Here is a 13,814-nt window from a genome sequence, read left to right as displayed (position 1 = left end):
CCTTATGATGCCAATAAAAAGACTGCTTTTCTTAGTCATTTTGCTATCTCTATTCTCTTGCAAAACTACCAATTGTGTGGTAACAAATGAGCTTTTTATTACATCTTGGGAGGAAGAACCTACCCACAAAAAGAAGATACAACTATACACCATTGATAGCCTAAACCCCAACAGACCCAAGAAGGACAAAGTGCGTAAGGCTGCAGTGTTTAGCCGAGACGCTCATAGCGATCCCAATTCCTTATACATTGTCCTCCGAAAAGGGCTTTGCCCTAACCAAACCTACAAACTGGTAGTAAACAATACGCTGGAGTACTACATTTCAAACATTGAAGTAGAAACCAAAATTTGTTACACTATGCTATCAAAAATAGAACTTTATTTTATTAAAAGTTATGTGGTAAACGGAAAAAAGATAGATTTTGGCAATTCCAGACATTTCAGAATTTACATCGATAAAAGTTTAGACAAGCCTGCCAGATAAGGCATAAGTATAAAGTAAGAAATTTGCAAAACAGCAATATACCGTTCTTGATATGTTTTTAAATATATCAGGAACGTTTTTTATGAGATATTACCCAAGGCAAAAGATAAATATTTTTGGCAAAACATTAGGTAGCCTCAAAAAAATGCCGTAATATTGCACTGTTAAATTTGCTATTTTATGAGAATCATTGCTATCGATTATGGCACCAAGCGCACAGGCATAGCCGTTACCGACCCTCTCCAAATTATTGCATCAGGGCTCTGCACTGTGAACACTCCCGAGCTGCTCCCTTTTCTACAAAAATACACAGCTACCGAGCCCATCGAGGCTTTTGTAATAGGAGAACCCAAACGAATGAACAATGAGGCTTCCGATGTAGAAGTACAGATACAGAAGTTCATTCAAAAGCTCCAAGAAGCATTCCCTACTATTCCCATTCACCGCTATGACGAGCGTTTTACATCCAAACTGGCTTTCAAAGCAATGATTGATAGCGGACTCAAAAAGAAACAACGCCAAAACAAAGCCCTTATTGATGAAATAAGCGCTACTATCATACTACAAGAGTTTTTATCCGGTAGGAAGTAAGAGGCAAACAAGATGATTAGAAGAATAAAAACACAACCAATGAAAAGATTCATTACTACAATTATATCGATGTTATGCTGCGTGTATAGCCTCGCAGCACAAGAGGTTTTATCACCCAATGGCAAGTTGAAATTAGTTTTCAAAACCGATAGCAACGGCATCCCTACCTATGCCCTTACATACAAGGGCAAAACAGTAATAGCCGAAAGTGCTATGGGTTTTACAATTAACCAGAATGACTCATTTGGCAGTAATTTTGAAGTAACCAATGTACAATTTGCCCAAAACAACACAGTTTGGCAACCCGTATTGGGGCAGTATAAAGAAATACGTGACCATCATAACGAAATGCTAATACAACTCACCCAAAAAGGAAGCGGGAGGCAGTTGCATTTGCGCTTTCGGGTCTTTGATGATGGCTTAGGGTTTAGGTATGAATTCCCTCTACAACCCAACTTTAGGCATTTCAGGATTCAGGAAGAACTCACAGCTTTCCAGCTCCCCGCCGATCATAAAGCTTTTTGGATACCAGCCGATTATGATACCAATGAGTTCCCCATAACCACTTCGCCAATTAGTGAGATAGCTGGGCTTATAGATAAAGTACGTGAAGAGCCTTTAGCTGCCAAAGCACCTGCACCTGCCATTGCAGTACAAACACCCCTAATGCTAAAATCAACTGATGGCTTATACATCAATCTGCACGAGGCTGCCTTGGTCAATTTTGCAGCTCTAATGCTAAATGTCGATGGAAAGCAGCATAAGCTTACAGCCCATTTGGTACCCGATAAAAACGGAGTGAAGGGCTACATACAAACCGGTAGCGTAAGCCCTTGGCGCACTGTAGTGGTAAGTGATGATGCCCGTGATATATTGGCGTCTAACCTCATACTAAACCTTAACGAACCTTGCAAAATAGCCGATACTTCATTTATCCACCCTACCAAGTACATAGGCGTATGGTGGGAGTATTTTATCGGGGGCGGTAGTACTTGGGCATATACCGATGAGCGCGATATTACTATTGGCGTTACCGACTATAAAAAGCTGCAACCTAATGGGCACCACGGGGCAAACACCCAGCACGTGAAACATTATATCGATTTTGCCGCAAAACACGGTTTTGATGCCGTATTAGTTGAAGGCTGGAATGAAGGCTGGGAAGATAATTACGCTTATGACAAAGAACGTATTTACAGCTTCACAAAAGCCTACCCCGATTTCGATGTACAGGAACTACATCGGTATGCTGCTGGCAAAGGGATAAAGCTCATTATGCACCACGAAACTACCTCATCGGTAATAGATTATGAGCGACAGCTGTACGAGGCTTTTCGCTTTATGAACGCCAATGGTTATGACGCCGTGAAAACAGGCTATGTAGGGCCTATTATCCCGCGTAGTGAATACCATGATGGGCAATGGATGGTGAACCACTATAACTATGTAGCCAAAACTGCAGCAGACTATCGCATAATGGTAAATGCTCACGAAGCAGTACGCCCCACTGGTATGAGCAGAACCTACCCTAACTGGGTAGCACAAGAAAGTGCACGCGGAACTGAGTTTGAATCTTTCAACGGTAATAAACCCGAACATACTACCATACTCCCTTTCACCCGATTAATGGGAGGCGCTATGGATTACACCCCTGGCATATTTGAAGGCGACCTAAGCAAATACGGGAATAATAAAGCCAAACTAAGCACTACCCTTGTGAAGCAATTAGCTTTGTATGTAACTATGTACAGTCCGTTACAAATGGCTGCCGATTTGCCTGAGAATTATGAGAAGCACTTGGATGCTTTTCAGTTTATAAAAGATGTACCTGCCGACTGGGATGATACATACATTTTAGAAGCTGAACCCGGAGATTATATCAGTATTGCACGCAAAGCCAAAGGCAAGGATGAATGGTATGTAGGGGCTATTACCGATGAGAACGCCCGTGATGCTGTAATAGACTTTAGTTTTCTGCCAAAAGGAGAGACCTTCATAGCAACCCTTTACACCGATGGTAAAAATGCCGACTGGCGTACAAACCCTAAGAGTTACAACATTAAGAAGATAAAAGTAACTCACAATACGAAGCTCAAACAACGCCTTGCTTGTAGCGGAGGGCTAGCAATATCTATTAAAAAGTAAAACAAAAAAAATGAAGAAACCAAAAGCTAAACAAATACCCCATACATTTACTGAATTTGGTAACCAACGCACTGATAATTACTACTGGCTACGGGAGCGCAATAACCCCGAAGTAATAGCCTATCTGGAAGCCGAAAATGCATATTACAAAGCCGAAACTGCACACACTAAGGAATTACAAAACACTCTTTTTACAGAGATGAAAAGCCGTATTAAAGAAGATGATAGCTCGGTGCCTTATTTTTATAACAATTATTGGTATCAAACACGTTATGAAGAGGGTAAGGACTACCCCATCTATATACGTAGAAAAGAAAGAGTAGATGCCACCGAAGAAGTGCTTTTTAACTGTAATGAACTAGCTAAGGGAAAGGCGTACTTCCAGCTGGATAGCTTTGCCATAAGTGATGATAACCAGTGGGCTGTATTTGGAGTAGATACTGTATCGAGGAGGCAATATACACTGCAAATTAAGAACCTTATTACGGGCGAAGTACTTCCTTACAAAATTAAAAACACCAATGGGCAAGCAGTATGGGCTGCCGATAACAAGACTATCTTCTATGTAAAAAACAATGCTCAAACACTGCGCTCTTTTAAAGTATACCGGCATACTTTGGGTACCGACCCTAAAGATGATGTACTGATATTTCATGAAAAAGACACTACTTTTGATGTATTTGTGTATCGTGAAAAATCACGTAAATATATAGTTATAGGCAGTGAGAGCACCCTTACTTCTGAATACCAAATAATAGAAGCTACTACCCCACACGAGGCTTTTAAAGTATTCCAGCCACGCGTAAGAGGGCTAGAATATGATATCGCTCATTATGATACACACTTCTATATACTAACCAATAAAGATGGCGCTACAAACTTTAAGCTAATGCGTACCCCCGAACAAGCTACTACTACCGAGCACTGGGAAGAGGTTATAGCTCACAGAAGTGATGTACGCCTTAATGATATTGAAATATTTAAGGATTACTTGGTAGTAGAAGAAGTGTATAACGGATTGGAGCGCATACAAATACGACAATGGAATAGTGAAGAGGCATATTATCTGCCGTTTGGTAGTGAAACCTATACTGCCTACACTACCCAGAATGTGGCTTTTGACACACATTTATTGCGATATAACTACCAAACCCTAGCTACCCCTGCTTCGGTTATTGAGTTTGATATGCGCACACGCAAGCAACGGGTACTGAAAGAACAAGCTGTATTGGGAGGCAATTTCAACAAAGAAAATTACATAGAAGAACGCCTTTGGGCTACTGCCCCTGATGGGGTACAAGTACCTATCTCATTAGTATATAGGAAGGGGATAGAGAAAAATGGTAATAACCCATTGCTACTATACGGTTATGGCTCTTACGGGGTAACTATCAACCCTTATTTTTCAACTACAAGGCTGAGTTTGCTGGACAGAGGTTTTATCTATGCTATTGCTCATATTCGTGGGGGTGAATACTTAGGAAGGCAATGGTATGAAGATGGCAAACTACTAAAAAAGAAGAATACTTTTACCGACTTTATAGCTTGCTCTAAATATCTTATTGAACAGGGATATACCTCGGCAGCACATTTGTTTGCCGAAGGCGGTTCGGCGGGAGGATTATTAATGGGTGCTGTAGTGAATATGGCTCCTGAATTGTACAAAGGAATAATTGCTTCGGTTCCTTTTGTAGATGTAGTAACAACTATGCTAGATGAGAGTATCCCGCTTACTACTGGAGAATATGATGAATGGGGAAACCCTAATGATGAAGAATACTATGAGTATATGCTATCCTACTCACCTTATGACCAAGTAAAAGCACAGGCGTATCCTGCTATGTATGTGAGTACTGGTCTGCATGATTCACAGGTGCAGTACTGGGAACCTGCTAAATGGGTAGCCAAGTTGCGAGAACTGAAAACCGACAACAATCCGTTGTATTTGGATACTAATATGGAGGCAGGACACGGCGGAGCTTCGGGGAGGTTTGAGGCTTTAAAAGAAACTGCTAAGGAGTATAGTTTTCTTCTTTCACTCAACCATTAAGAATTGATTTTTAACATAGCTTCATTGAAGAGCTCTCGGTAATATTCTGGGAGCTCTTCTTTATATTTATTTTGGTATACCCGCTGTAGTACTTCATAGGGTTGTAAATCGTGCAGGGTAAGCTCTTTTTGGAAAGGGGCTTGCGCTGCACTTTTTTCTTGGCGGTAACGCACATCGATGCGGGCTAAGCGCAAATGCTTGTGAGCAAGGGCTTGTGTTATGCTGTACTTAAGTTCGGGGGTAGGCTCATTTAGCAATACTTTTACTTCGAGAAAGGGAGCTGGCTCAGTAGGATTATCGGGGTGGGAAGTAAGGGCATTTAGCACCTCTTGTGGCGATTGGTGAGTGGCTGGGATGCTTATCAAGGAAGTGTGCTGTGGTAAGGGCACCCCTTGTATGTGATTTATCTGCCCGTTTTCTAACGAAAAAGTAATTACTTGATGCTGGTATTGCTTTTCGGAAAAAGAGAGTGGCAAAGGGCTGCCTGCATAGCGGATGTGAGTGCTGCCTCCTACTGCTTGAGCTTTATGGATATGCCCCAAGGCTATGTATTGCAATTGGGAAGGAAAAGAGTTCATTTTAACGCTTTCTATTCCGCCAATAATAGGGCGTTCGGCGGTATCATCATCACTAATTTCGGCTCCGGAAGCGTGGAGGTGTCCCATTGCAATGAGAGGTTTGTTGGCTGCTATTTTGAGTGCTTCGGCAGTAATTTCGGCATAAAAAGCAGCAATGCCCTCGGTATAATCAAGAGGGAGGTGGGTAGGTTTGGGTGTATCGCCTAAGCGTAGAAATGGTACGGAAAGGCAATAGGCTGCTATTTCATTGTGCTGATAAAGAGGTATGATAAGCTCTTGGTAATCAATCTGTTTGTTGGTATTTCGCTTCACACATCCTATTAGGTGTACGCGGGTATTTTCGAGCAAGGGTTGGGGCATTTCAAGGCGTACAGGAGAGTCGTGATTACCTGCAATGGCTATGATTTGCAGGTGAGGGAACTGCTTGGTGGCTTGGTGTAGGAACTCATAAAACTGACGCACAGACGCCACAGGGGGGTTGGCTGTATCAAAAACATCGCCGCTGATAAGAAGCACATCGGTGTGTTGTGCCTCAAGAATATTGAGGAGATTATTAAGGAAGGCTTGGTGTTCGGCGTATCGGTCATACTGGTAAAAGGTTTGACCTAAGTGCCAATCGGCGGTATGAAGGAAATTCATAATAGGATTAATGTTTTTGACAATTAGCAAATATGGTGCAAAAGTAATAAATAATCGGGAATTAGCAAGTGAGGTGTTGGGTAGGAGGGTATGCTGACTATCCTTCGTTTATAGTTCGTTTATCCTTCGTTATTCGTTCGTTCATCTTAGGGGGTAGTTGGAAGGTGCTTTTAATAAGGGAAAGTTCTGTTTGGAATACAGCAGGATGTTTGTAAGGGGGAGGGTATAAATAAAATAGGCTGCTTATGAAGGGTCATAAGCAGCCTACTGATATAATATAAAATCTTTGTTATTTTTTGCTTTTTAGGATGCGTAAAGCTTCGCCTATCCATAGTACTAGGCTGGTAGCTCCTATAATGATTGTCCAATCGATAAGCTTTAAAGGAGTAACATTGAACATTTGTCCGCCTATACTGGTAATGATTACTTGTCCTATTACAATGACTGCGGCTATCATTAAGAAGCCTTGGCTTTGTTGTATATTACTAAAGGCACTCTTACCGGTGCGATAGGCTTTGGCGTTAAACATATTCCAAAATTGTAAGAATACAAATATTGAAAAGAATATTGACAGTTCATAAGCTGATAGGCTACCCTCGGGGGCAGAGAAGTGGAAGAAATGCTTGCAGTAATCAACTACTGAGAACTGAGTTAGGCTTGTTATATTTTCATTTTTGAAGTACTGTATAAAGCCAAAGAGCAGTAGGACAAAGAACCCGCCTACGCCAAAGATAGCTCTTGCCATTTCTTTGGTAATAATATTAGCCCCACGTGAGCGAGGTTTATCATTCATTACGCTTTTGCTTGGTGGCAATGAAGCTAAAGCTAAAGCTGCAAAGGTATCCATAATGAGGTTCACCCATAGCATTTGGGTAACTGTTAGCGGTGATTCGACACCTAAGAAAGCACCTATAAGGACGATGATACAAGCCGCCACATTAATAGTCATTTGGAAAAGTATAAAGCGCTGGATATTGAGGTAAAGAGAGCGCCCCCACATCACAGCTTTTCCTATGCTGCTAAATGAGTTATCAAGGATGGTTATATCACTTGCTTCTTTGGCTACGGAAGTGCCATCGCCCATTGAAAGCCCTACTTGGGCTGCTTTAAGTGCGGGGGCATCATTAGTACCATCGCCGGTAACTGCTACTACTTCACCTTTTTGTTGGAGTAGATTTACAAGACGAGCCTTATCAAGCGGGCGTGCACGAGAAATCACGCGCAGGTGAGTAATGCGCTCTAAAAGGTCGGTATCATTCATAGCGGCAAATTCCACCCCTGTAATATGATTATAATCGGTACAAGAGTCGTCCCATAGGTGTATTTGTCGTGCTATTTCTTTAGCTGTACCAGGAGTATCGCCTGTTACTATTTTAACCTGAATACCGGCACGCATACACTCTTCTATAGCTTGGGGAACATCGGTACGTACAGGATCACTAATAGCTGTAATACCTATGAATTGGAGTCCGTTAATTACTAACTTACCATTTTCGGAGATGATAGTATTTGTATCGGTAATCTCTTTGTAGGCAAAGCCTATGGTACGCATAGCTTGATTTTGGTATTGTAAGAGTTTCTTCTCAAAATCAGTTTGAGGAATTGTTGAGAGGAATTGCCCATTGTGATAGCAGAAGGTCATTACTATCTCGGGAGCTCCTTTTACATAGAGAATATTCTTTTTAAGTTCTGGCGAATATACCAAAGTAGCCATATACTTACGCTCGGTAGAGAAGGTAAGCTGCTGTAACACTTCACATTGCTCACGTATAGGCAGATAGTTAGTACCTTGTCCATTAAGCCATAACAATAAAGCTCCTTCGGTAGGATTACCTAGTACTGAAGGTTTTTCACCTTGTGTAAAATCTAAATAAGCCGTAGAGTTTACTGCCATTGACTGGGCTATGAGGTGCTTACCTAAAGATTCATCGGTAAAGTTATTGAAGTAAGTTTCATATATAGTCATCTGGTTTTGGGTAAGTGTACCTGTTTTATCAGTACAGATAACTGTTGCAGCACCCATAGTCTCACAAGCGTGCATTTTGCGCACTAAGTTATTAGTAGCCATCATACGGCGCATACTATAAGCCAAACTTAAAGTTACACTCATAGGTAACCCCTCAGGGACAGCTACTACTACTACTGTGATAGCAATCATAGCTGTATTAAGCAGGTAGCCAGCAAATAGTACCCAATCCAAATTAGCTAAAGAATGGACAGGATTAGTGAAGTATAAAATTACCCGCCCTACAATTACCAAGGCCGCAATGGTATAGCTTATTTTAGTAATAAGCCCAGCCAATTTGTGTAGTTGCTCATCTAAAGGAGTTTTTACCGAACTATCAATTTGAACTCCTTCAAACACTTTACCATATTCAGTAGCATCACCTACTTTTTTCACCTCAACAATACCATGTCCATCGGCTACAGCTGTACCACGGCATACGTAATTAGAAGGGTAAGTAGCTTCTGTTTCAAAGTCAGCAGGATTAGTTGTTTTATGTACCAAAGGCTCACCAGTAAGGGTCGATTCATTGATATGTAGTGATACAGCCTCTAATAGTTCTCCATCAGCAGGAACTTCTTCGCCTGTTTCAAGTATAACAATATCACCTACTACTATATCTTTTTTAAGCACTTGGCTCACTCGCTCATTGCGAATAACTTTATAAAAAATATCATCATTTACCTGATTCAGTATTTCAAACTGCTTATTTGCTTTATGTTCAAAATAGAAGGCTACTCCTGTAGCCAAGAATACAGCAAAAAAGATTCCTATAGGCTCTAAGAAAGCATTTAAGCCCTCATTATGCACAAAAAAATCATAAGCCGAGATACCAAATGAAAATACTAAGGCTACCAGCAATATAATAATAATAGGATCAGTAAATTTGGAGAGAAATTGTTTCCAAAGCGGTTCTCCTTGTACCGATGTAAGAGAGTTATCACCATGCTGCCTTCTACTTTCCAGCACTTGAGTATCGGTAAGCCCTTTGTAATGATGTTTGTCTGCCATTTATAAGTGTTGTTATTTCTTTGTTATTTTTATTATATCTTCTGCTAGTTCTTCTTCAACATCAGCTTCAGGCTGGTCGTTTTCCATTTTACCATCTTTGCGCTTCTGAGCACTTACCGATAGGATACAACCTAAGGCTAAGCAGGTAGTTAATATAGAAGTCCCCCCACTACTTATAAGTGGCAAATTCTGTCCTGTTACAGGAATAAGCTCAACCGCAACACCCATATTTATTAAAGCTTGTAGTATAATAGGAAAACCAAGCCCTAATACTAATAACTGTCCAAAAAGGGTTGGGGCTCGTTGTGATATTACTACTATACGTATTAGCAGTAAGATATATAGTAATATAACACCTATAGCTCCTATCAATCCATATTCTTCAGTAATAATAGCATAAATAAAATCCGATGAACTTTGGGGTAAGAAGTTTTTCATTGTACTTTTACCTGCCCCCTGTCCTATAAGTCCTCCTCTAGCTATTGCCATTTTAGAGCGTTCTATCTGGTAACCTTCTTTAGCATCTTCACCTCCCATAAAGCTTTCAACCCTACTTACCCACGTATTGAACCTACTGGGTATTTTATCAGGAAAAGCTTTAATAAAAAGAAAAGAAAGCAAAATCATTACTACTCCAATACCCATTACCGAAAATATATGCCTCATCGGGAAACGCCCTAAAAAGCAAAGCAGTAATACCGACATTACTATGAGTATTGCGGTCGATAGGTTAGAGAACACTACCAAACCAGTAATAACAGTTACAGGCAACCATAAAGGTACTATTGTTTCTTTAAAACTTACTTTTTTACCATAGTTCCTAGCCAAATATGAAGCCACATACACCATCAATACCACCAAGGCTAGGGCAGAAGGCTGGATACTAATACCCATAACTGTTAGCCACCTACTAGCTTCTACTCCCTCAATTGTAGTTCCTTTAAAGAAGACTATTGCCAATAAAAAAATAGCTAAAACTAAACCTATTTTAGATGAAGGTCTAAAGTATTTATACTTCACTCTATGTACTACATACAAGATTGTCCCCCCTATACCTACAAGTATAAAGTGCTTAATAAGATACCCTATTGTCGTACCTCTCCCCACTACATACACCAAGTTAGTACTAGTGCTGTACACCGCCAAGAACGATATAAAGGTAAAAAAGGCAATCAGAGCCCATAAGGCTCTGTCGCCCTTAATATATTTTAATAACCAGCCCAGCATAATTATAAGTTTGCTACGGCTGCTTTAAACTGGTCTCCACGATCTTCATAACTCTTGAAAAGGTCAAAACTAGCACAAGCTGGTGATAGTAATACTGTATCCCCAGCAGTCGCAAAACGCTGAGCCGCTTGCACTGCATCTGTCATAGACCGAGTCTCCACTATATTATCAATTACCGAATAGAATGTCTGTAGTATAGGAGTATTATCTACCCCTAAGCACACAATAGCCTTTACTTTTTCGTGTACATAAGGCAGAAGAGCGCTATAGTCATTACCCTTATCTTGCCCCCCTACTATCCATACTATAGGAGTTTTGATGGTATCTAAAGCGTAGTATACCGAATTAACATTCGTCGCTTTGGAGTCGTTTATATAAGTAACCTCATTTATTACTTTCACCTCTTCCAATCGGTGATCTGCTCCACGAAAGCCTTTCAAGCTTTCGCGTAATGAAGCATTGCGTATATTCACTAAGCGTGCTGCTACAGCAGCTGCCATAGTGTTTTTAACATTGTGCTTGCCTCGCAAGCTTAACTCTTCAACTTCAATTTCGGTAACTTCCGCTATTTGTTGTTCTAACATAATGTATATTTTATTGTCTTTTAAGAAAGCCCCATAAGGAAGCTCTTTTTCTATTGAAAAGGGTATCAAGGTCGATTTCACAGGATGCGATGCCAAGTACTCAGCTATCACAGGGTCATCAGCATCGTAAATAAGGTAATCATCCTCCGTTTGGTTCATTGCTATCCTAAATTTAGAGGCAATATAGTTCTCAAACTGGTAGTTATACCTATCAAGATGATCAGGCGTAATATTTAGCAATACAGCTATATGAGGTGCAAAATCTTTAATACCATCTAGCTGAAAGCTACTTATTTCCAACACGTAGTAAGGCGGATTGGTAGTTGCTACTAGTTCTGCAAAACTATAACCTATATTACCCCCAAGCCCTACTTCCAAGCCTGCTTCTTTAAAGATGTGATGGGTAAGCATCGTAGTAGTAGTCTTGCCGTTACTACCTGTAATCCCTACAATAAGGCTATTGGTATATTGGGCAGCAAACTCTATTTCCGAAATAATAGGAATCCCCAGTGCTGCTGCCTTTTGTACTAGCGCAACTTTATCAGGAATACCCGGACTCTTCATAATCACATCTGCAGAAAGTATTTTCTCCTCTGTATGCTGTCCTTCTTCATATTCTATCCCTTCTTTTTCAAGTACTTCCCGATACGCAGGCTTTAAGGCTCCTCTATCAGATAGGAACACTTCCCATCCCTTTTCTTTGCCCAAAATGGCGGTACCTACACCGCTTTCACCTCCTCCTAATATTACTAAACGTTTCATTATGAATACCTCAATTTTAACCCGAGGTTTATTTAACCGTGCAAAATTACAAAACAATTGCCAATTAGCAACAAACTATACATATTTTTTTATCAACATATAAGCTAACACTCTTATTACCTACTCAGTGCATTACTAATTAACTTTTCCATAGCCTGGTCTATCTTTTGGGCTGTGGCAGCCCCTTCCTTTAGCCTATATTTATCAGCAATAACTTGGACTCTCCTATAATGTACCCTTACCATATCATTTTCCTCATAAACCAATATTTTCAAAGGCAACTCAATGGCAAATAAAAGTCTTTCTTTCATCAGCGGGGTGCCTACTTTCGGATTTCCCACCACCAGCAAGGTTGCAGGAGGCATCGTCTCACCTACTTCTTCAGCTGCTTTCTGGTGGTCTATTGTAGCAAAAACAGTAACACCTGCTCGCTTAAAATAAGCTTCAAGAACGCTTACTGTTTCACTAACGGTCCCGCGTCCATCATATTCCTGATAAGGCTTTACCACCTCCATACTCGTAATAACGGGTTGCGCTACCCCCAAAAAAGGGAATAACATACATAGTAAAAAATATTTCATATAACTCTTTTTTTATTCATAAAGTGTAATTTCCTCATTAAGCCAATCGGCAAATGTCATTAGTTCAGTATCCTCTTCCCAATATTCTGGCGGAATATCAGCATAGAAAGTACCAAAAGCATCCCCCTTAGTAGTTATAAACCCTGCCTGATGCCCTCCATTAGGATAACACACCAACAGCACTTCTGGGAACAAATACTCTCCCGTACCTTCAAATACTTCCTGCGCAAAACCCTCCCACTGGTCTGGATGAAAAAACTGATAAGCAAACCCTCGTTCATCCTCAAAAAGGGTACAAGCTCCCAAACTCATAAGAAAGGTCTTAAAGGTCAAAGGCAGACTGATATGATGCCTTGCCTCAAATGCTTCTAGCTGCTCCGCAGTAACATCTGCCTGCTTAGTAAACCGATACATCTCTTGCCCAAAATGCACATATTCACCCTTACTCTCTGCTATAAGTGCCTTAAGCACATTTATATTTTTTGTAAAAGTATCCATAATTTTTTTCCTGATTATTCTTCTTTGTTTTTAGCTACATCTCCTGCTTTTCTCTCATCAGTATATGCTTCCAATAGGGCGATAAAAGCCTCTTTCAATCTCTACAGCCCTTAGGCTCTGTATAGGTCAAAACACCTCCAATGCAATAGCCGCACAAGCCTCTGCATCAGCAAGGGCATGATGGTGGTGCTCCAAGTCAAAGCCTATATGCCTAGCCACCGTAGCCAGTTTATGGTTTGGCAATCCTGTCAGCACCTTGCGCGCTTGCCTACAAGTACACAAAAACTTTCGCCCATAAGGGGGCAACCCATAATATGCCAATACTGCTCGAAGGCAACCCTCATCAAACGGACTATTATGCGCCACTATAGGCAGTTCCCCTATCTTAGGCAATAGTTCTGCCCAAATGTCAGGAAAAATCCGCGCCCCATCAGTATCCCTACGCGTAAGTCCGTGTATTTGTGTATTTATAGCGTTGTAATAGTTAGGCGCTGGCTTAATAAGCTCGTAATAAGTATCAGTTATTTGTTTATTTATTACAAACACCACCCCCACACTGCACACACTACTTTGGTTATAATTAGCCGTTTCAAAATCCAAGGCAACAAAATTATCCATAGTACATCTATCCAATACTGCAAAAGTAATAATAAAATATG

At 40.6% G+C, this 13,814-nt stretch carries 11 protein-coding genes; 4 read left to right on the top strand and 7 right to left on the bottom strand.

Going from position 1 to position 13,814, the window contains the following annotated elements; translation table 11 throughout:
- Window positions 1-4: 4 nt before the first annotated feature.
- The 4 genes from C4H12_RS12960 (at window position 5) to C4H12_RS12945 (ending at window position 5,270) form a co-directional block, all read left to right on the top strand.
- Entirely contained in the window at window positions 5-484 is a 480-nt protein-coding gene (locus C4H12_RS12960; RefSeq protein WP_129588238.1) for a hypothetical protein, read from the top strand.
- 180 nt (window positions 485-664) lie between these two features.
- Window positions 665-1,075 (top strand): Holliday junction resolvase RuvX, encoded by a 411-nt coding sequence (gene ruvX / locus C4H12_RS12955; RefSeq protein ID WP_106099276.1) that lies wholly within the window; start codon window positions 665-667, stop codon window positions 1,073-1,075.
- 39 nt (window positions 1,076-1,114) lie between these two features.
- Entirely contained in the window at window positions 1,115-3,220 is a 2,106-nt protein-coding gene (locus C4H12_RS12950; protein WP_106099275.1) for a glycoside hydrolase family 97 protein, read from the top strand.
- A 10-nt stretch (window positions 3,221-3,230) separates the two neighbouring features.
- Entirely contained in the window at window positions 3,231-5,270 is a 2,040-nt protein-coding gene (locus tag C4H12_RS12945) for a S9 family peptidase (protein WP_106099274.1), read from the top strand.
- On the opposite strand, the gene C4H12_RS12940 is transcribed toward C4H12_RS12945, so the two are convergent.
- The 7 genes from C4H12_RS12940 to C4H12_RS12910 all read right to left on the bottom strand — a co-directional run bounded on the left by C4H12_RS12940 (window position 5,267) and on the right by C4H12_RS12910 (window position 13,773).
- Window positions 5,267-6,487: an exonuclease SbcCD subunit D C-terminal domain-containing protein gene (locus C4H12_RS12940; protein ID WP_106099273.1), complete on the bottom strand. Its 1,221-nt coding sequence runs from the start codon at window positions 6,485-6,487 to the stop codon at window positions 5,267-5,269. The two genes, C4H12_RS12945 and C4H12_RS12940, sit on opposite strands and share 4 nt — an antisense overlap.
- A 289-nt stretch (window positions 6,488-6,776) precedes the next feature.
- The gene (locus C4H12_RS12935) at window positions 6,777-9,503 is read right to left on the bottom strand and encodes a calcium-translocating P-type ATPase, PMCA-type (RefSeq protein WP_106099272.1); all 2,727 of its coding nucleotides are present in this window, start codon (window positions 9,501-9,503) and stop codon (window positions 6,777-6,779) included.
- 12 nt (window positions 9,504-9,515) lie between these two features.
- A complete protein-coding gene (locus tag C4H12_RS12930) occupies window positions 9,516-10,730 on the bottom strand; it encodes an FtsW/RodA/SpoVE family cell cycle protein (protein ID WP_106099271.1) in 1,215 nt (404 codons plus the stop codon).
- Between the two features lie 2 nt (window positions 10,731-10,732).
- Window positions 10,733-12,076 (bottom strand): UDP-N-acetylmuramoyl-L-alanine--D-glutamate ligase, encoded by a 1,344-nt coding sequence (gene murD / locus C4H12_RS12925; RefSeq protein ID WP_106099270.1) that lies wholly within the window; start codon window positions 12,074-12,076, stop codon window positions 10,733-10,735.
- Window positions 12,077-12,192: 116 nt separating this feature from the next.
- Entirely contained in the window at window positions 12,193-12,657 is a 465-nt protein-coding gene (locus C4H12_RS12920; RefSeq protein WP_106099269.1) for a DUF302 domain-containing protein, read from the bottom strand.
- Between the two features lie 12 nt (window positions 12,658-12,669).
- The gene (locus tag C4H12_RS12915; protein WP_106099268.1) at window positions 12,670-13,155 is read right to left on the bottom strand and encodes an SMI1/KNR4 family protein; all 486 of its coding nucleotides are present in this window, start codon (window positions 13,153-13,155) and stop codon (window positions 12,670-12,672) included.
- 126 nt (window positions 13,156-13,281) lie between these two features.
- Window positions 13,282-13,773: a 3'-5' exonuclease gene (locus C4H12_RS12910; protein WP_106099499.1), complete on the bottom strand. Its 492-nt coding sequence runs from the start codon at window positions 13,771-13,773 to the stop codon at window positions 13,282-13,284.
- Window positions 13,774-13,814 lie beyond the last annotated feature (41 nt).

The organism is Capnocytophaga sp. oral taxon 878, from assembly GCF_002999135.1.
Lineage (GTDB): Bacteria > Bacteroidota > Bacteroidia > Flavobacteriales > Flavobacteriaceae > Capnocytophaga.
This window is presented reverse-complemented; position numbering and strand designations above follow the sequence as displayed.

Coding starts and splice junctions, on each gene's coding strand:
- C4H12_RS12960 (WP_129588238.1), top strand. CDS start 5: ATGATGCCAATAAAAAGACTGCTTTTCTTAGTCATTTTGCTATCTCTA.
- ruvX (WP_106099276.1), top strand. CDS start 665: ATGAGAATCATTGCTATCGATTATGGCACCAAGCGCACAGGCATAGCC.
- C4H12_RS12950 (WP_106099275.1), top strand. CDS start 1,115: ATGAAAAGATTCATTACTACAATTATATCGATGTTATGCTGCGTGTAT.
- C4H12_RS12945 (WP_106099274.1), top strand. CDS start 3,231: ATGAAGAAACCAAAAGCTAAACAAATACCCCATACATTTACTGAATTT.
- C4H12_RS12940 (WP_106099273.1), bottom strand. CDS start 6,487: ATGAATTTCCTTCATACCGCCGATTGGCACTTAGGTCAAACCTTTTAC.
- C4H12_RS12935 (WP_106099272.1), bottom strand. CDS start 9,503: ATGGCAGACAAACATCATTACAAAGGGCTTACCGATACTCAAGTGCTG.
- C4H12_RS12930 (WP_106099271.1), bottom strand. CDS start 10,730: ATGCTGGGCTGGTTATTAAAATATATTAAGGGCGACAGAGCCTTATGG.
- murD (WP_106099270.1), bottom strand. CDS start 12,076: ATGAAACGTTTAGTAATATTAGGAGGAGGTGAAAGCGGTGTAGGTACC.
- C4H12_RS12920 (WP_106099269.1), bottom strand. CDS start 12,657: ATGAAATATTTTTTACTATGTATGTTATTCCCTTTTTTGGGGGTAGCG.
- C4H12_RS12915 (WP_106099268.1), bottom strand. CDS start 13,155: ATGGATACTTTTACAAAAAATATAAATGTGCTTAAGGCACTTATAGCA.
- C4H12_RS12910 (WP_106099499.1), bottom strand. CDS start 13,773: ATGGATAATTTTGTTGCCTTGGATTTTGAAACGGCTAATTATAACCAA.